General features: G+C 64.0%; 9 protein-coding genes. All 9 read right to left on the bottom strand.

Annotated elements, in window-relative coordinates; all coding sequences use genetic code 11:
• Window positions 1-31: 31 nt before the first annotated feature.
• The 9 genes from HG800_RS24375 to HG800_RS24335 all read right to left on the bottom strand — a co-directional run bounded on the left by HG800_RS24375 (window position 32) and on the right by HG800_RS24335 (window position 19118).
• Window positions 32-6526: a hypothetical protein gene (locus HG800_RS24375; protein WP_169980515.1), complete on the bottom strand. Its 6495-nt coding sequence runs from the start codon at window positions 6524-6526 to the stop codon at window positions 32-34.
• Between the two features lie 163 nt (window positions 6527-6689).
• A complete protein-coding gene (locus HG800_RS24370) occupies window positions 6690-8537 on the bottom strand; it encodes a PulJ/GspJ family protein (RefSeq protein ID WP_169980514.1) in 1848 nt (615 codons plus the stop codon).
• Window positions 8538-8662: 125 nt separating this feature from the next.
• Entirely contained in the window at window positions 8663-10078 is a 1416-nt protein-coding gene (locus HG800_RS24365; protein WP_169980513.1) for a type IV pilus modification PilV family protein, read from the bottom strand.
• 11 nt (window positions 10079-10089) lie between these two features.
• Window positions 10090-11547 (bottom strand): pilus assembly FimT family protein, encoded by a 1458-nt coding sequence (locus tag HG800_RS24360; RefSeq protein ID WP_169980512.1) that lies wholly within the window; start codon window positions 11545-11547, stop codon window positions 10090-10092.
• Window positions 11547-13247, bottom strand: a complete 1701-nt coding sequence (locus tag HG800_RS24355; protein WP_169980510.1) for a type II secretion system protein — start codon at window positions 13245-13247, stop codon at window positions 11547-11549. Before HG800_RS24355 ends, HG800_RS24360 begins: the two co-directional genes overlap by 1 nt.
• Window positions 13248-13333: 86 nt before the next feature.
• Complete coding sequence (locus tag HG800_RS24350) at window positions 13334-14500, bottom strand: prepilin-type N-terminal cleavage/methylation domain-containing protein (RefSeq protein ID WP_169980508.1); 1167 nt, start codon at window positions 14498-14500, stop codon at window positions 13334-13336.
• Between the two features lie 288 nt (window positions 14501-14788).
• Complete coding sequence (locus HG800_RS24345; protein WP_169980506.1) at window positions 14789-16045, bottom strand: type II secretion system F family protein; 1257 nt, start codon at window positions 16043-16045, stop codon at window positions 14789-14791.
• Between the two features lie 90 nt (window positions 16046-16135).
• On the bottom strand, window positions 16136-17854 hold the full coding sequence (locus HG800_RS24340) for a GspE/PulE family protein (RefSeq protein WP_169980504.1): 1719 nt from the start codon (window positions 17852-17854) through the stop codon (window positions 16136-16138).
• 136 nt (window positions 17855-17990) lie between these two features.
• A complete protein-coding gene (locus HG800_RS24335) occupies window positions 17991-19118 on the bottom strand; it encodes a type IV pilus twitching motility protein PilT (protein WP_169980502.1) in 1128 nt (375 codons plus the stop codon).
• Window positions 19119-19303 lie beyond the last annotated feature (185 nt).

Here is a 19303-nt window from a genome sequence, read left to right as displayed (position 1 = left end):
GCCCGCAAACGAACCAAAAACGGTCGGCCGATCACTCGATCCGCCGGCTGTAGACGATGACATCTCGATAGTCGCCCGGCCGAAGCGGATTGAATCCGGTTGCCCGGGTGCGATCGAGCACGAAGAAGGAACGGTAGCGGACATTCGAGCCCGAGGCCACGCCCAACTCTGGGCCCAGCTCGTCGGGGATCAACTGAGCCCGGTCGCCGGGCCGGACGACCTCGAAGAGGCCAACCGTGACCCAGACGGCGTACTGGTGGGTTCTCGGGGTCGTCAGGTTGGACACTTTCTGCAACATCTCGGTCCGATAGTACGGGTGCCGACGCATGTCGCGGCTGATGATCGTGTTTCCGTTGCCCGTGGGCTCGGGGACGGTCACTGTGGTTCCATCGGGCTGGTTGAACGTCGTCCCCGCGGGGCCCTGGCCGACGATCGAGCCGCCGAACTGGGGCGAGGCGCCGGTGTCGCGGTCGCGCATCTCCTCTCCGGTGTTGAAATAGCTCCAGAGAGGGAACAGGCCAGGGTAGTTGCCGTGGGTGCCCGTGGGGACGATTGACGAGAGGGCGGTGTTAGTGTTCGTGATCGGCGTATAGTCGGTGACCTGGGCCGAACCGACCGAGGCATTCGAGGCGGTTGTCGCGTCGGCCGGGTCGGCCCAGTCGGGGAGCTGGAACCACCGGCGGGGGGGGATCGGCGGGACGATCGGCTTGATGCCCGAGGGAGTGGTGCGGACCGGGTTCGAATAGAAGAGCCGGACATCCGCCGTGCTCCCGATCGCCGTAGGATCGGGCGGCAAGTAAGAATAGCCGGGGTCGAGCAGATCGGCGATCGTCTCATTGAAGTCCCATTGCGACTCCTTCAGGCCAGGGTCGCGAACGCGGAGGGTGGCGTCGCTGAGGGCGGGCACAGTGAAGTCGGAGGGATCCATCGTGGCCGGACGCATCAGGGTGCGCTGGATGTCGTAATTCGACAGCGAGCGGTAAGGTCGGTCTCGGGCGACGTTAGGCGTGGGGGAGGCCGGGAGGCCCTGGGTGCCGGTAACGCCGTCACCGTAGGCGAAGAGGAAACCGGAGCCGCCGTGCCGCTGTTTGAGGAAGTCGGCGAAGGATCGCTTCATGCGCATCCAGGGGAAGCTGGCCGAGGTCGGGGCCGTGTTCAGCGTGTAACCGGTCGCGTCAGTGGAGAAGACGGTGAAGCCGCGGTTCCCCATCGGGTATGAGCCCCGGATGAAGGGGGCGACCGAGTTGTCGAGCGGTCGACCGTCGAGGCCGACGGCGGTGACGATCTGGGGCAACTCGGCGTCGTTGGCGATCAGACTACGCGGGAGGTTGGTGGCGTCGAGCAACCGGGGGTCGTCGATCACGCCGAAGAAGGCCTCCTCATCGAGGATGAGGTTGAGGTTGATCTGGCCGGGGCGGCGATCCTGGCGGAACCAGTCGAAGTTGAGGCCCTGGGCGACGGGTCCGATGGCGTCGAGGACCGGGGTGGGGACCTCGAACATTTCGAACATTTTGTACCACCCGGCGCTGGTAGGGCCGCCGACGAGGTGGAAGGTCGGATTCGGGCGTCCAAGCACGTTGGTTGGATCGACGATCTCGCTCGGGTCGGAGGTGTAATAGAACTCGTGAGCCAGATAGGGGTAGGTGCGGACTTGTTGATGGGGTAGTGGCGGAGAGGCGCCGGGCACGGGATCGGTGGCAGGGTCGAGGGGCGGAGGCACGGGGTCGCCGATGTCAGGTGCGGGAGTATACTCCCAAAGCGACGTGTTCGAGATATCGGTGGGAGGAATGTCGGCGAAGGAATTCGGCCCCGGGGTGACCAGCGCCGAGGGGGCCCACTCGGCGAACTGCTTGGTGAACAGGCCGGGGGGGCTGGCGGGCACGAGCATCAGCTCGGCGACGCTCATGAAGTCACGATCGTTGAAGGGGAAGTAATCATAGGCCTCGTGCGGGTCGTCCGGGCCACGAAAGTTTTGGAAGCGTGAGTTGAGGTTCTGACCGCCGACGGTCTCGTAGATGTTGTTGGTTGTGCGGTAGCGGTCGTTGGCGGCCTCACCGGGGCGGACGGCGAAGAAGGTGCGGTAGCCTTCATCGTCGCCTGTGTCGCGAGGCTCAGCGGGCCGGACCTGCTCGGAGCTGCCGTAGAGGAACAGCGGGACCGTCGGGTCCTCGGGGTCGGGGACGAGCTGGCCGCCGCGGAAGGGCTGGGCACGCTGGACCGAGTAGATCGGCTGGGTCGGCTGGGTCGCCTGCTCGGCATTGCCCATGCCGTTTACCCTGCCGGCGCCGTTGGAGGAACTGAAGGGGAAGCGGATGGAGTCGACGACGACCATCGGATTATCCGGGCCGGGCGGGAGCAGTGGGTTGGCCGGGCGACGGAGGTAGAGCCAGAAGAAGAGGCCCTGGCCGCCGGTCGGGGTGCTGAAGGCGGGGTCATCGACGTCGGGGATCAGAGCCCAATCGTCCGTGGCGAATTCCCGCTTGGCGTCGCCAGGGTCATCGACGGGCCGATCGACCTCGTTAATGGCGGGGATGTCGGTCCCACCGCCACTCGCGGTTCGGGCGCCGGTGAAGACGAAGTAGGTGGGATCGCCATTGGATTCGATGGCCGGCACGCGATTGTCGACCGGAGGTACGACCGGCAGCCCGGAATCGCGGTAGGACTGCTGGTAGGCCGCCAGGTCGGGGGCTGTTTCGCTGCGTGCGGGTTCCTCACCGGAACCGACGAGCACGGGCTTGGCCTGGAATTGCTGGGCCTCAACGCCTGGGTCGTCGCGGACGACCGGGCGTTCGTCATCGGCGAGGGCGGCATTAGGAATCTGCCCGGTGATCGGGTCGGGGCGGGTGAAGACGGGGTGGAAGTAGGGGTTGTTGGCGCTGAAGGCGGTGTTCGGGTCTTCCTTGACGAGGACGAAGTCCCAGCCTTCGAGGTCCAGGTCGCTGGCATTGGTGGCCGGCTGGCCGGGCTCGGTGAGCATGTTCACCATCTCGATGAACAGCCGGTTGGCCCGTGTGTTAATGAAGGTTCCCGAGCCGTCGTCCTCGGCGTAGCTGAACTGGAAGCCGAGGACCTCGTTCAGGGCCACCGGCTGATATTCCATGCCGTAGTGGACGAGGGGTAAGGTCGGGTCGAAGTTCGGATCAAGAGTACCGTCGGATCGGTACTGGAGATGGATCGACGGCGGCAGGTCGTAGTCGTTGCCGGCGTTGCTGACGCGACGGGCGGGCAGGTGGCTGACGTCGGGGTTCTCCCAGATGGTGATGGCGTTGTCCGGGTCGCGGAAGTCGACGATGTTGACGACGAACTGGCCGAGCTTGGCCAGTTCGTGCGGGGTGTCGATGGCGTGCGGCGGCAGGATGACCTTGAGCGTTTCGTACGTCTCGGAGATCCACTTCTGCCGGACCGACTCCCTGGGGTTATAGGAGTGGGGGAATGGGTGGTTCAGGTTGATCCGTCGGCCGCCGTGGGTCAGGCCGGGGTTCGCCTGGTTGAGGGCCTCGAAGCTGGCCGAGACGCCGGGGGCGAAGCGGGCGTTGGCGATCGGAACCGGATTGGCTGCCGGGGGGATCTGGCTCGGATCACCCGGGGAGTAGACGACCGCCGGGGGATAAATCACATTGCGGTCGATGGGGTTGTCGTTGGCGAAGGAATAGTCGATGCGGTCCCAGGTGTCGACGCTGAAGAGGCGACGGCGGGTCTGGGCATCGACCGCGTGGACAAAACTAATGGGGGCGAGGTCGCTCAGGCGGCTTTGAAGCGAAAGGCCATCGACATCGCCGAAGCGATAGAGCCATTCGAGGTCGTTCGGCCCGAACGGGGCGTCGGTCGAGTCGGGCCAGTAGAGGTTCATCTCGTTCGGGTCGTTGAGCAACGGACTGCCGAGCGGGTAGGCGTGCACGGCGGTCGTGGGATTGGTGACGAACTGGGGCCCCAAGTATGGTTCGGCAGGGGATGCCAGCGGTTCGCGACGCAGGCGGCCGAAGGGATTGGCGTTGATTGTCGTGCTGAAGGTGCCGACGTACGCCCCTGAGCCAAATAGGTCGGTGGGCGGATTCGATTCACCCAGCGCGTTGCGGGGAGGAAAAGGAATCGCTCCAGCCTCGTTGCTCAGATCAAAGGGCATCGCTCCCATCATGAACCCGTTGTTGCCGGCCGGGAACAGGTGGGCATGGAAACCGTGGTAGCGGTTATGGTGGGTCCGGGCGATGGCATAGGAGGGATCGACGGGAGTGCCGCTGTTTCGGATCAGGCGGGACCGCTCGGGCCGGACGGGATCGAAAGTGCTGAAATCGTCGGCATCGAGGGGCACGCCGGGGGGCCGGAAGTAGTGCCTAAAGCTGACCCGGCCGCGCCCGTCGGGGCCGATATCGGCCGGGATGAAGGGGTTGCCAGGCACCGGGCTCTGGTTATAACGGGCCACGAGGCCGATGCCGGTCGGGTCGATTGGCGTGACGAAGCGTCGGATGCGCTCGGAGGCCAGAATCGGCATGTTTGCCGCGTCGTGCGCATCGGACGGAGCGAAGACATCGAAGGCCGAGGAGGGGCCGGCTTCAGGGCCTCCCGCCGAATTCCCACCGCGAGGCGTGCGGCCGGGGAAGAAGTCGAAGGTGTCGAGGTTGTTGTCAATGCCGTCGGTCAGGTACTGGCCCTGGGGGAAGGGGGACTGGCCGGGACGGACCGGGTTAGGAATATCGAGGGCACCGACTCGGCTGCTGCTGAAGTTCAGGGCGCGGTCGAGGGCGGGGGAGATGGGGTCGACGACGGGGTTGTAGGGGAACTGACGCATCTCGGGGGGGATGGCGTCGGGCTCTCCCCAGCGGCCGGGAACGGCCTCGTTGGTGAAGCGGTCGACCGACTGGCCGCCGTTGCGGGCGACGAGGAAGTCGGCGTTATCGACCGTGTTGTTGTAGAACCGGACGAGGTTGCCGTTGATCAGAATCGTGTTCAGCTCGCCGCTGTCGTTGTTCAGGTTGATCCGGGTGCCGGTCAAGAGGCTGCGGAGCTGCGAGAGGGCGACGGGAATATGGCCGAAGCCGGTGACGGGATGAGATGCATTGTCGAACTGTTGATGCAGCGGCTTGGCGTCGTCGGGCAGGTTGTTGCCGGCGCCGTCGTCGGTGGCGTCGAAGGCGTTTTGAAGGGCGTACTGGGGGTTGATCTCGCTCGGGCTGTAGCCGAGGTGCGAGGCGTGGTCGTAGAGCGGCAGGCCGGCCTCGTCGAAGTTGGGCGTGGTCGGGTCGTCGACGAGCAGGCGGCCGTTCAGGTTGCCGGCGGTGTTCAGGGGCAATCGGCCGTTCGTGCCGACGACCATGAAGGAGAAGAGGGGCTTGTAGAGGGTGCCGTCGTCGGAGCGCTGAACGGGGTAGCCGAGGTCGAGCCAGACGGAGTCGTTGATGCCGTCGCCATCGTTGTCCACCGGGTAGGTGATTTGGCCGTTGACGTCGGGGAGGAGGTCGGGGAAACCAGCGGTCGGGTGGTCGACGGGCCGGGGGGTGAGGATCTTCGAAATGGCGCGGACGGAGCGGCGATATTCGGGGGTGCCCTGGGCGCCGGGGGGGAAGCTGCTCGGATGGGGGGCCCGCATGTCGCTCAGGCCGGCGGCGTCGACCGCGAGGATGCCGGGCCGGTGGAACGAGGGGATGATGGTGCGACCGTCGGCGCTCTGGGCGGCGAGGAACCAGTTTTCAAGGTCAGGAGCGTCGTAATCTTCGTCGACAGGGAGAAGATTGACGTTGAAGGGACGGGGGGTGTAGGCCGCATTCCCTTCGAGGATGCCGCCGCTGACGCGGAAGTTGGCGAACTGGCCGGGGTTGCGGTTGCCGGGGTCGTTGCCGGCGGTCATGGCCTGATCGACATTGCCGGCGAGGGCAGCCATGCCGGTGCCGTTGAACCCGTGTCGGTAGCGACCGTCGAGGGTGAAGATGGCGCCGGTGACTGGAATCGACATGCCCACGACGCCGTTCAGACCGGTCGTGGTGGTGCCGGGTCGGTGAGAGCCGGTGATTTCCAGCACATAGGTCGGGCCGGAATTGACGCCGTTGACGACCTCGAAGGTTTGTGCGACGGTGCCGCCGGTGCCGGGAATGGTGAGAATCCAGCCGGTGAAGTTGTAGCCGACGATGCTGGGGATGTTCGTCGTGATGTCCCAGCGGGCCGGTTCACCCGCGGCGACGGGGACCACGGTGACGTTGCCGACAGTGGGGAACGAGCCGTTGGGGTTGCGGTCGTAGAAGCCGTTCTCGACCGCATCGTTGCCGTACATGTCGCGCTTGAGGCCATGTCCGTAGAGGGCGGACATGGGGTTGGTGGTGTCGTTGATGAGCTGGCGGATGCCGAAGCCGACGAGGTCGTCGGCCAGGGGGCGGTTGAGCTTCTTGGTGTAGTTGCGGGCGGCGCTGCGGGCCTGACCGCTGAAGGCGGCAAACGACACGCCGATGACCGCAAGCAGCCCCAGCATCGACAGGACCAGGATCAGGACCACACCTCGGCGACGGGAGGCGGGGGATCGGGGTCGTCGGGCGATCATGGCTTCGGTTCCTTCTGTTCGACGGGTCCCTTGAGTGATTCGTAAACGACGGCCGAGAGGCGCATCGGATCGGCGAGCAATGCGGGGAGACGACGCTTGGCGATGGATGGGATCGGGGCCGTCTTGAGCGATCAGGCCCCGACGATCGATCGGCCGGGCGGCGTCAGAGTTTGTCGGTGAAGTCGTGGCGAATGGTGATGACCTTGAGCACCTGATTGTCGGGAGAGGCCATCCGGATCTGGATCTGGATGCCTCGCAAGGGCTCGGGATACGGCGGCGGATACGACGGATAGACCGGCCGAGTGTTGCTCAGCGGGGGATAAAACGACGGGTCGATTCCCTTGAAGGGAGCGAAGGCATAGTCGGTGGACCAGGTATCCCAGACGCGGCGGAGCCGGACGGTGTTGGCGTTGGGGTCGCCGATCGGCCAGATGATGCCGAACTTCTGCTCCATGTGGTAATCGACCCGGTTGTCGGTCGGCAGCGGAGGGATGCGCCCTTCGTGGCCGAGCGTGGTGGTCTCGCCGGGGAGGGTGTCGCCCTCGCCGGCGCCGAAGGTGAGTTTCAGGGGCAGACCGTAACCGAGGTCATAATAATCGGTCGTCATGTTCACGCCGACGAGGTCGGTATAGGCCGGCGCGTTCGGGTCGAGGACCTTGATGTCGAAGCTACGGACGTTGGTGGCGATCAGGTCGTCTTGCCAGGAGGAGGCGGGGGGAAGAAGGTTCGGACCTCCGGCGCCATCGCTGTACCAGTGGTTTTGGGGCGGGAGGAAATCGGCGGCACCTCGCAACTGGGAGAGCCCACGGGCCTGTTCCCCGGCGGGGAGCTGGAAATCGGCAAAGGCAAGACGTTTGTTCGGGGAGGTCCAGAGGGGGTTGCGCGTTTCGGCCCAGGTGGGGAAGCCCCAGAAGGTCCAGTTTTCGGCGAGACTGACGGGAATGGGAAGGTTATCGCCATCGGCCGGATCGAGCGGCGAATGGTTGGTGGTGGTCGGCGGGAACGGCGGGTTGGGCATCGCCAGGGTCGGGCCGATGTTGATGGGACCGAACGCTGCGGGGCCGCTGCGGGAATAGGCGCTGGGGAAGAGGAACGGGAAGGCGAGGGTGTCGAGACTGGCCGCGGGGCGGGCCGGTTGATTGGCCCCGAGGGCAGGAGTGGTGGGATAGATCGTGGGGTAGTAGTCTTCGACGGCGTCGTTGTTGACGTCATCGGCGACACCGTCACCGTTGAAATCGCTGGTGAAATGCGGCCGGGCGAAGCGGTTGTGGCGGTTGGTCAGGTCGCCGAGGGTGTTGGGGATGGGAGGGGCGTTGTTTGCTGCGTCCAAGGAATTGGAGGGGCGGACGGAGATATCGTTCACCCCCTGCCAGCTGACCTCGGGCACATTGGCGCCGGTGAGGCTGAAGCCATCGGAACCGACTCCGGCGAAGCGGAACCCGGTGGGGTTCGCGAACGGGACGAGGTCGGCGTAAAGCGTCTGGTTCGGCGCGACCAGCAGGACGCGGCGGTAGAGATTGCCGTGGCGGAGGAAGTAGATGACCTCGGCGGTATCGCTGGTGATGGTGGCCGGAAGGTAGCGGGGCTGGCCGGCGAGCGGGACGCCGGCGGGCCAGACGCCTCGGGGCAGCATGACGCGGCCGGTGAAGGGCTGGCCGGGAGGAGCCTTGGTGGTGAAGGCGAGGTAGTCGTCGGTGTCTTCGCCCTGGGGGTCGGAGAAGGAATTCTCTCCGTACTCGAAGTAGCCGAGGTTATCGGCGGGATTGAGCGGAGGAGTGAAGCGGGCGGTGGCGCCGCGGAGGTCCTGCTGGATGACCGTTTCCAGGCGGCGGGCCTCGGAGGCGAGCTCCTGGTCCTTCTTCATCCCCGTCATGGCGTCGGTGGCGGAGGTGAAGACGCCGACGATCACGGACATGATCAAGAGCATCAGGGCGATGGTCACCAGCAGCTCGACGAGCGTCAGGCCCCGGCGTTGCAGGGCTGCGGTCGGCCGCGTTGTCGGACATCGCATGACGGGTTCCTCACTCAATCACTTCAAGGACAATTGCGCCGGTCCAGGGAGACCAACGGATCGGATGGAGCGTACGAGAGAGCTGTCGCGGGCGAACCGGGCTTCGGCCGGTCCGCGTGGCCGCGTTATCGGCTGTAGAGCATGATGGGGAAGACGTTGACGACGTAGGGGCAAATCAAGGCCGCTTCGGGGACAACCGACTCCACGATGGTGCCGTTGGTTTGCAGCCGGGTTTTGGCCTGCAAGGGGGTATCGACCCGGACGATCGTTCGGAAGTGACCGGCAACGACGGGATCGGGTTCGTTCTCACCCTTCTGAGTGATGCGATACCAATGAATCCGTTGGCCGGAATACTGAGCCCCATTCCGCCCAGAGCCGGGGAGGGCACGGGGGTAGTTCGCATTCGAGGAGGCCTGGAAGCGTTCGTAGGTGACGTCGGCGATGAAGTCGCCAACGCGGATCAAGGGGTCGGGACTGGCGGCGGGCCATCGCAGGAGAACGGTACGGTCGTCGGCGGTGCTGTAGCCGGTGCCGGCGACACTGGGAAGGGGGTTCGGGATGGGGCTGACCGCGTTGGGGGTGTTGGTGTAGCCCCAAATGGCCTCGACGGTACGCTCGCCCGTGGGGACGAGCAGGCCGGTGCCCGGGTCGGTATCGAGACCGATGGGGCGGCTGTGGAACATGACGATGTTGCCTTCGAAGATGGAGGGATCGCCGGCCACGCCGAGGCGGCCGGTGAGCATCCAGCTAAAGGCATACTCACGTTGCGATGAGTAACCGGCGCCGGGGGAGAAGTTGAAGGGGACGACCGGCACGCCGCTCTGGCCCGAATCGTCGCCGGTGACGACGGGATCGTCGAGCGAGGTGAAGACGTTGCCGGCCACCTCGGCGATGGACTGGAGCCCGGCGGGAGTGCTCGACAGGGAGTAGGTATACGGCCAGGGAACCGCGGCGTTGTAGGGTTCGAAATTGGTGATGCGTTGGAGCCCGTGGGCGGCGGCCCCGGCTCGAAGGAAACCGATGCCCGAGCCGAACCGGCCTTCCTGTCCGAGGTTGCCACGCAGGCCGATCGGCGTCTGTTCCGGGGCGAGCCCTTCGGACTGGAAGTGTGTGGTGGCCCAGAACAAGGGGTCGTAGGCGACGGGGAGACCGGGGGTGAAGAAGTCGGAGACAACCCCGGTCCCGGGCGTGCCGTTAATGGTGTCGAAGTCGTAGGTAAACGGCGTGACCGTGAACGGGAAGCCGGCGAAGTTGGCCGCACGCCAGGGTGCGTACCAGGGGAGATTCGGATGAACGAATGATTCCGGATTGACCAAGCCCTTGGCATCGCCGAGTGATTTGGGCAGGCCGCGGACCTCGGCATCGTCCTTGGCGGACATGGCGAGGATGGTGGATCGGGCGTCTCGCGTGGCTTCCCGAAGGCGCAAGAGACCGATTGGGAAGAGCGTGGCCACGGAGACCATGCCAATCCCCAGGATCATGATGGCGATGAGAATCTCGGTCAGAGTGATTCCAGACCGATCAGACGATGAACGACGCATCAACACCTCGGTCACCTCCCCGTCTGCTGATGGAGGGCGGCTTCTTCATAAGGGGCGTTTACGTTTAGTGGGTTGAACACGGCAATCTCGCTTACCGAGGAATGCCCGGAGTTCGGTGAAATCGTGACCATGCGGCGATAGCCTTCGAGGAACTCGGGCCTCGGCAGGTTGTATTCGCGCGGCATGGGGAGAAGCGGTTGATTGGCGGCGGTGGCGCCGGCGGGCGGCGCATGAACATCTTCTCGGGCGGCGATCCAGAGGAAGTAGAATGGAAAGCCGGTGGTCATCGACTGACGAAGGCCGAAGGGAGTCGATGGCACCACCTGGCCGTTCGGGTAGATCATCAGGTCAACGATTCCGGTGACCGGGTCGATCGGCACCCGAGACCGTTCGGGGATGATGTTGGGATCGAGTAGTCCGAGGGTGGTGAAGTCGATCACGGCACCGCCCGGCAGGGTGTATTCTCGGGAATCGGTCGCGGCGCTGGGGCGTCGGGAGACGACGTAACGATAACGGCGGACGGACGGGTCGAGGATCGAGACGGGGAGGACGCCGAGATTGGCCAGTGGACGGAGCAGGGGGATGCCTGTCCCGTCCTGCTCGCCGTTCACACGGGCCCATTCGAAGGCTCGGAGGATGGGATCATCCGTTTCATATTCGGGCGAGAAGGCCGGAAGTCCGAGGAGCAATTCAGCAGGTTCGTCGACCAGGGAATTGCCGTTATCGTCGAGACCGTTGTAGCCGGGATCGGTCACGGTATCGCCGTTGTTGTCGATCCCATCGAAGTGAGGGTCGACATAGCCGTTGCCGCTATCGTCGCGACCGTTCACGAGGTACAGAATCTCGTAGGTGGGGTCGGTCGAGATCGGCAAGGCCTGGACCTGGGCTCCGGAGAACTGACCATTGACTGTTCGGTTGATGAAGCGTTCGGGGTTGCCGGACTGCGGACCAACGGTGATCGGCCCGGCGATGGTGAACTGGTTGCCGCCGCCGCCAATGCGTAGGGTTTCCCCTTGACGGATGTTGAAATGCCAGGCAGTTGGCGAGGAGGGGACGCCGTCGTTGTCGGTCTTTGCCCCATACACTGAAAGGCGACGTATTTCGAACGGGAGTCCCGTGAAGGCCGGGGTGAAGACCTCGACTACCGGTACCACCAACCCTTCGGAGTAGTTCGGCGGGGTGGTAAGCGTGACCATCCGGTTCGAGACGACCACGCCAGTGGAGAGATCCGTCAGGTCGGGGTCGGGCAGGAAGCGGACCCCCTGGGCCTGGCCGGTGCCGGCGGCACGGTCGCGGGTCATGGAGATGTTGGCTTGCACCATGCTCGCCCCCTCGCTGACGGCACGTTCGGCGAAGGTGACGTAGGCGGTCGGCAGGGCCGCGGCGCTGAGGATGAGAATGATGGAGATGACCACCAGCAATTCGGTCAAGGTCACCCCCGAGCGTCGGGGCATGCGCGGGGCAATCATCAGCGTCCTCCCGTGCCCAGGGTGTTGAGGGAGTGATTGGTCACGTCGTCGACGCCCCAGCGTTCTCGGATGGGGACCGTAAACGGACTGGCGTCGGCCGGCAACTGGTAGAGGGCCATGCGTTGGGTCAGATTCGCGGCATCGGCGAACTGGCCGGGACCAGCCTGGCCCGGTTGTCTGAGTCGAGGGTCGGACCGGGACGCTTGGTTCTCGATCAGGGTCATCCGTGCGGCGGTGGCGGCCGGATCACCGGCAGGGAGCGGGCCGGGAGTTTGTCCCGAACCCGAGTAAGTCACCCCGAAACTACCGACACCGAGCTGGCGGTCGGGGCCGGACGAGAGAATCAGGTGCTTGAAGAAGTATGATCGACGCTTGTAGAAGTGCGTGCGATCCCAGAGGAAGCCGCGAGCCGGGAAGGGCTGAGCCACCGAACCCGGGGGTAGGTCCGCATAGGGATCGATCAGACTGAAGAACTGTTGCTGGAAGACATTCGCTCGCGCACTCATCTGAGCAGCGTTGTCAGGATAGCCGGTCGTGGGATCCGCCCACCAGCCGGGAGAAATGAGCAACTGATTCGGATCGAGCGGGTTTTCCTCTCGCGTTTCCCGAAGATCGCCCGCAGTGTAGGGCGCATCACCCTTCTGGAGGCCACGGGACGGTGCAGCGTAGTCGGTGACGAAGTAGACCGGCCAGCGGTAGAACTGAAGCGGCTGGCCCCAGGCATCGACGAATTCAGGGAGGCCGTCGTTGTCGGTGTCCTGAACTTCCTGAGGAGTGAAATCATCGGCGCTGAAGACACTGCCGAGCGGCCCGACCCCGCTGACAAGGATGGCGTAGAGCATCTCCGAACGCGCGGTGATATGCCGATGATTGCCGAGCCTGGTCGTGATGTCCGTCTGCAAGGCCGAGAAACTGGCCGAGCGGTCCGGGTCGTTGGAGCGATAGAGTTCGTCGATCGTGAATTCGTCGATGAGGCCATTGCCGTCGTCGTCGATGCCGTTGTAGCCGCGGGGGGGGTAGCCGAGCTGCCGCGTCAGGCTGCCGATGGCCGAGTAGGACGCGCCGAAGATCCCCTGGCCTGCGGGGGGACTGGTGAAGCGGACCTGAGTCGGGTCCATGCCGCTCATATCTCCGAGCCGCGTGAGGCCCGCACCGAAGAGCTTGGAATCGGCATCCCAGGCTTGATTGATCTGCATGGCGTGGCCGAGCGGCAAGACGTACGGGGCATAGGCCGCCGGGATCTGCGGGAAGGCGGAGCTGGAACCTGGACCTGGGGCCATCGACGACGGCTTGAACGGAACCCCGGCGAAGTTCAAGGGGTAGAGCTGATCCCCTTGCACGAAGAAGACGTCGGGCAGCTCGCGCTTGAGGTAGTCTATCTGAGCGATGAGGCGGGCACGGGCTTCCGAATCGACGTAGCGGATGGTCCCGCTCACCGGTTCGGGGGCAACCGACATGGCCATGAAGCGGTGGCCGTTGTTCGGCTCGGGTCGCTGGCCGACGAGGGCCTCGATCCGGTCGGAGACGGCGATATCGAGTTTCTGAATGAGCGACTGGGTGGCCCGTTCGTTGGCGCGCTTGAGTCCATCGAAGGAGGCGACCAGGAGGAAGGACATCATGATGCCGATGATCAGGATCACGACGCCCAGTTCGACCAGCGTGAAGCCGGCGCGGCGTCGTGGCGAGGATCGGGGATGCATGGCATCCTCCCCTGGTGAACGGTCTTTCGAGAATCGACCGAGGTTCATCCCTTCACGCCTTTTGGTTCAGAGCGACGGGCAAGTGATCAGTCGAGCGTGCCGTTGGAAATGTTTGTGACGTTGTCGCGTTCGCGACGGCGCTCATTGCCGGGAAGGCGGTCGCCGGTTCCGCTGTCGGTGTACTGGCCTCCGGTGCCGAAGAGGCGGTCGCGGCCGGCGGAGATGATCTGGTACGACTGCGGCTGGTGGAACGTGGCCGGCTTGTCGCCCGTGGCGACGGGGAGGCTGCTGGTATAAGGGTTCGGCAGCGGGGAGCCCGTGACCCTCGGATTCGGTCCCCCTACGACCGGGAACGAGACCGAGAAGGGCAGGGCGACCGGGTTGGGCTCGGAGATGGCACCGGCGTTGTAGTTGACGTCGTTCGGGTCGTAGCCGCGGCCGCCGTAGGCGCTGAAGTAGGCGAAGTAACGACCGGCCGGACCCTGTCCGAGCGGGTCGATATAGCCGGGAATGCCGTCGAAGTCGTCGTCCACCAAGCGCTCGGCGCGGAACTCGAAGAAGGGTTCGGTGCGGTTCTGGCCGATGGGGTCGAGGGTGCCGTCGGGCAGGAAGGCGGGCCGGAACGGGTTTCGAGGATTGCCGCCGAAGCCCCCGACGCCTTCGAGGGTGTAGCTGCTGCCGACGATGGTGTGGGTCGGAATACCGCCGAGGAAGAAGGCGAGACACTCGTGCCCTTCCAGGTAGATCGGATTCTGGTCGCCCACGCCATTGCCGTTGAAGTCGTAGAAGCCTCCCGGAATTCCCGATGCGGCCGGGCCGGTAGTGAACTGAGTCTTGGAAAAGAACTTTCTCATAAATGAAATTGATTGGGTCGCAAGTGCAGCGTAGGTCTTATCACCCGCACCGGTGACCACCTGGGGATTTCCGCCGAGGTTGGGCGGGGGGCTCTGGTAGCTCATGCCGGCGTAGAAGGGGACCGCATCGAGCGCGGCGGGCGCGGAGGCCACGTCATAGCCGCCGTCCTCAACCAGGATGATCCGGCTCGGCGGGAAGTCGCCAAACTTGGTCTGGAAGCTGGCCAACGACTGCGCGAGGATGTTGATCTCCCCCCCGACCCGGGCGTCGTTGGCGCGGGCTACAGCGGCCCAGATGACGGGGACGAGCAGGCTGACGAGGACCCCGATGATCGTGATCACGACCAGGAGCTCGACCAGGGTGAAGCCGGTCCGACGGCGTTCGGCGGGGGTCATCATCGCATCCTCCGAAGTGCGGGGGCCGATCCGAGAAGGGAGTCGGGAGGTAAGGGAACTACGCTTACGAGCGAGAACAGTGACACGATGTTTCACGAAATTTCATCTCGATGTCCCGAATCCATCCCCCTGACCCCTCATTGAGGCGGGTGGCCATGCATTGATGCCAAGTGGTGGCCGAGACATGCACGACGGACGGGGTGGAGACGGGCTTGCGGTCGGCTCCCCTCGGGCCGCGATTGGCCCGAGGGGAAGGGGGATCGGCGTCGGACGCTGAGCCGGAAGGATGGATCAGCCCGACAGTTCGCTAATTAGCTTGACCAGCGGCATGAACAGAGCGATGACGATGAAGCCGATGATGCCGCCGAGGACGACAATCATGATCGGTTCGAGCAGGCTGACGAGCGACTCGACCGCCGCCTCGACTTCTTCATCGTAGTTGTCGGCGATTTTCATGAGCATGGTATCAAGCTCACCGGTTTCCTCGCCGACGTCGATCATGTTGACGACGATATCGTCGACGATCCGCGCCTCGCGGAGCGGCTGGGCGATGGTCTCACCCTCGCGGATCGAGTCGTAAATGCGGTTGAACGCTCGTTCGAAGACCGCGTTGCCGGCGGTGTCTCGAACGATGTTCAGAGATTCGAGGATCGGCACGCCCGACTGGACGAGGGTGCCGAGGGTTCGGGTGGTCCGGGCGACGACCGATTTTTCGAGGATCGTGCCCATGACGGGGATCAAAAGCTGCACGCGGTCACCGATGTAGGCCCCGGTTTTACTCCGGTAGAGGAGTTTGACGAAGACCCACCAGATGGCTGGGATCAAGGGGGCAAGATACCAGTAATTGACCACGACGTGGCTGCCATTGATCAGGGCCACGGTCATCTGAGGAAGCTCGACGCCGAAGTCGATGAAGATGGCTTCGAACTTCGGCACGATCCAGTACATGATGAACCCGACGATGAGGATGGCCACGAAGATGACCACCACCGGGTAAACCATGGCCGACTTGATCCGGCGCTTCAGCGACTGGCTCTTTTCCATGAAGTCGGCGAGGCGCTGGAGAATCGCTTCGAGGGCACCGCCGGCCTCACCGGCCTTGACCATGTTGCAGTAGAGGCGGTCGAAGCACTTGTGGTGCTTGGCCATGGCCTCGGAGAGGGTCGAGCCGCTCTCGATGTCTTCGATGACGTCGGCCAGGGAGTTCTTTAAGACGCCGGGCTTGGCCTGGCCTTCGAGAATCTTGAGGCTGCGAAGGATCGGCAGGCCGGCATCCTGAAGGGTGGAGAGCTGTCGGGTAAAGGTCGTCAGTTGCTTGGATGAGACCTTGCCGATGGTGAACGACTTCTTCTTGCGACGGCCGGCCGGTCTCTTGGCGGCGGCGGTGCCGCCCTTCTTGGCTTTCTTGGCGGCCCGCTCGCTGATCTTGGTGACGAAGTAGCCTTTCTGGCGGATCAGCTGTTGGGCTTCTTCCTGGGTCGAGGCGTCGATGGAGTCCTTGACTTCCTTGCCGGTGTGGTCCATCGCCTCGTACTGAAAGGTCGGCATCTCCTCGTCCCCCTGGGTGGTCCTGATCGGTCGGTTTGCGGGCGGTGGTCGGTTGCTTTGAGAACGTTGCGGAATTCGATGGGAATGAGATCAGTCTTCAGTGATGGTGGCCTTGAGCACTTCTTCAACGGTGGTCAGGCCATCGTTGATGGCTTCGAGGCCCGACTCGCGCAGGGTTTGCATGCCGTACTTGCGGCAGGCGTCTCGGAATTCGTCGAGCGAGGTCTCGCGGACGACCAGCTCGCGCAGTGAATCGTTCATGATGACCAGTTCATAAAGGCCCATGCGTCCTTTGTAACCGGTGTTGTTGCAGCGATCGCAACCGCGACCGTAGAAGAACTTCTGGGCGGCCCCTTCCTCGGGCGAGAGGCCGAGCTCCATCAGGATTTCTTCGCTGGGACGGAACTCGGTTCGGCAGCTCGGGCAAATTTTGCGGACGAGTCGCTGGGCGAGCACCCCTTCGACGGTGGCGGTGATGAGGAAGGGGGGGATGCCCATGTCCCGCAACCGGGTGACGGCCGAGGGGGCGTCGTTGGTGTGCAGGGTGGTGAAGACGATGTGGCCGGTGAGAGAGGCCTGAATGGAAATTTCCGCGGTTTCAAGGTCGCGTGTCTCTCCGACCAGGATCTTGTCGGGATCTTGCCGCAGGATGGCTCGCAGGCACGCGGCGAAGGTCACGCCGATTTCGGCGTTGATGGGGCACTGGATGAGGCCGTCGATGTCGTACTCGACCGGTTCCTCGGTGGTGATGATCTTATCTTCAACCGTGTTCAGTTCGTTGAGCGTGGCGTAGAGGGTGGTTGTTTTGCCGGAGGAGGTGGGGCCGGTGACGAGGATGATGCCGTTGGGCTTGTGGACCAGCTCGCGCCATCGGCGGAGGGTCTCCTGGGTCATGCCGATTTTTTCGAGGTCGAGCTGGACAACGGTGCGGTCGAGAATTCGGAGCACGACCGATTCGCCGAACATGGTCGGCAGGGTCGAGACGCGGATGTCGACCGAGTTGCCGCCGATGTTCAGCTCGATTCGGCCGTCCTGCGGCAGGCGGCGCTCGGCGATATCAAGGTTGGACATGACCTTGATGCGGCTGGCGATAGCGGGCGCGAGGTGGCGGGGGGGCGGGACGAGTTCGTAAAGCACGCCGTCGACGCGGTAGCGCATCTTGTATTCATCTTCGAACGGTTCGAAGTGAATGTCGGAGGCCTTGTCCTTGATCGAGAGCAGGAGCACCATGTTCAGGAGCTTGCGGACCGGAGCGGCGTCGGCCATTTCCTCGATGGCTTCGAGGTCGATGGTGCTCTCGTTGCGGTTCTGAAAGCGGGAGAGATCCTTGTCGGACTCGATTTGGCGGATGACGTCGTTGAGTGATTCCTTGTCCGATCCGGCGTAGAGTTCCTCGATCTTGGCCATGACCTCGGATTCCGAGGCGATGACGCCGCGTACCTCGACACCGAGGAAGGAGCGCAGGCTATCGAGCGTGGCCGGGTTCTGGGGTTCGGCCATGGCAACGGTGACGGCCTTGTCCTTGCGGCCGATGGCCACCGGCACGACCTTGAAGGCTTCGGCCATCGACTGATTGACCGTCTCGATCACCTCGGGGGGGACGGTCGTGTCGGAGAGCTTGATGACCTTCATACCGAGCTGTTCGCCGAGGGCACGCAGCACGTGTTCCTCGCGCACCAGGCCGAGGCGGACGGCGACCTTGCCGATCAGCTCGCCGCCGGTGTTCTTTTGCTCCTCCAGGACTTTCCAGAGGGCGTCCTCGTCGAGGTAGCCCATGTCGACCAGGATCGTTCCGAGACGTCGAGCCATGGCTGAGAATCACCTTCGGGCTGCTCGGCCGGAGCCGGGAAGTGAGCGGGACGGGGTCATCATCCGATGGGATAGGGGCTGACGAGCGGCGCTGGAAATCGTGATGGCCAGCGCCACTCGAAACGGAGTGAGCGGATCAACGCTTCTTGGCGCCTTCCTCCTCCTCGTCCTCCTCATCCAGGTCGTCGAAGATGCCCTTCTTGGCCAGTTCGATACGTTCGCGCAAGTCGCTGGGTTTGCGGGCCTTGTAGATGATCTCGGTTTCTTCGACGAGGCCTTGCCGCCAGAGATTGAACAGTGAGTCGTCCATCAGGATCATGCCGTGTTTGCGGCCGGTCTGGATGGAGGAATCGATTCGGTAGGTCTTGTTTTCGCGGATCAGGTTGGCGATGGCCGAGGTGACGACCAGGCACTCATAGGCGGCGACCAGACCTTTGGGCTTGCGCGGGAGGAGGGTCTGGGCGAGGATACCGATGATCGCCACCGAGAGCTGGGTGCGGATCTGGTCCTGCTGCTCCTTCGGGAAGACGTCGATGATGCGGTTGACCGTGCCTTCGGCCGAGTTGGTGTGGAGGGTGCCGAAGACGATGTGGCCGGTTTCGGCCGCGGTAATGGCCGCGGAGATGGTGGCCAGGTCTCGCATCTCGCCGACGAGGATGATGTCGGGGTCCATTCGAAGGGCGCGACGAATCGCCTCGGGGAAGTCAGGAACGTCGATGCCGATCTCGCGCTGATTGACAAGCGACTTCTTATGCTGGTGGAAATACTCGATCGGGTCTTCGATGGTGATGATGTGGCGATCGAGGTTGTCGTTGATCCAGTTGATCATCGAAGCAAGACTGGTGGTCTTGCCCGAGCCGGTCGGGCCGGTGACGAGGATCAGACCTCGGGGTCGCTGGATCAATTCCTCGATGACCCAGGGCAGGCCGAGTTGCTCGAAGGTGAGGAACTCATTCGGAATCCGCCGGAGCACCAGTCCGATATTGCCGCGCTGCTTGAAGATGGCGACGCGAAACCGAGCCATCTCGCCGAAGGCGAAGCCGAAGTCGGTGCCGCCGACCTCTTGCAACTCCTGCTGGCAGCGTTCGGGGGTGATGCTTTTCATCAGGGCCACCGTGTCGGGTGGTTCGAGCACCTTGGTGGCCAGGGGGCGCATGTGACCGTGCAACCGGAGCATCGGGGGGCTGCCGACGGTCAGGTGCAGGTCGCTGGCTTTCTGGGTACAGACGGTCTGGAGCAGCTTGTCGATCAGCAGCGTGCCCATGGACTCCGGTTCCTCACGTCGATCGAGATCGATAAGGGAAGGGGGTGGCCCCGAAACGAGCGAACGCCGGGGCTTGACAATGTCTCGCAACCCAACTGTCAAACGGAAGAACGACCCTGAATCACGAGTTGCGACGAGAGGACCCGGGAACCCGGTTCACTCCCATTATTCGGAGAGACGACGGA

The organism is Tautonia rosea (genome assembly GCF_012958305.1).
In the GTDB taxonomy this organism is placed as follows: Bacteria; Planctomycetota; Planctomycetia; order Isosphaerales; family Isosphaeraceae; genus Tautonia; species Tautonia rosea.
The sequence above is the reverse complement of the archived record's forward strand: the minus strand, read 5'-3'. Positions and strand labels throughout refer to the sequence as shown.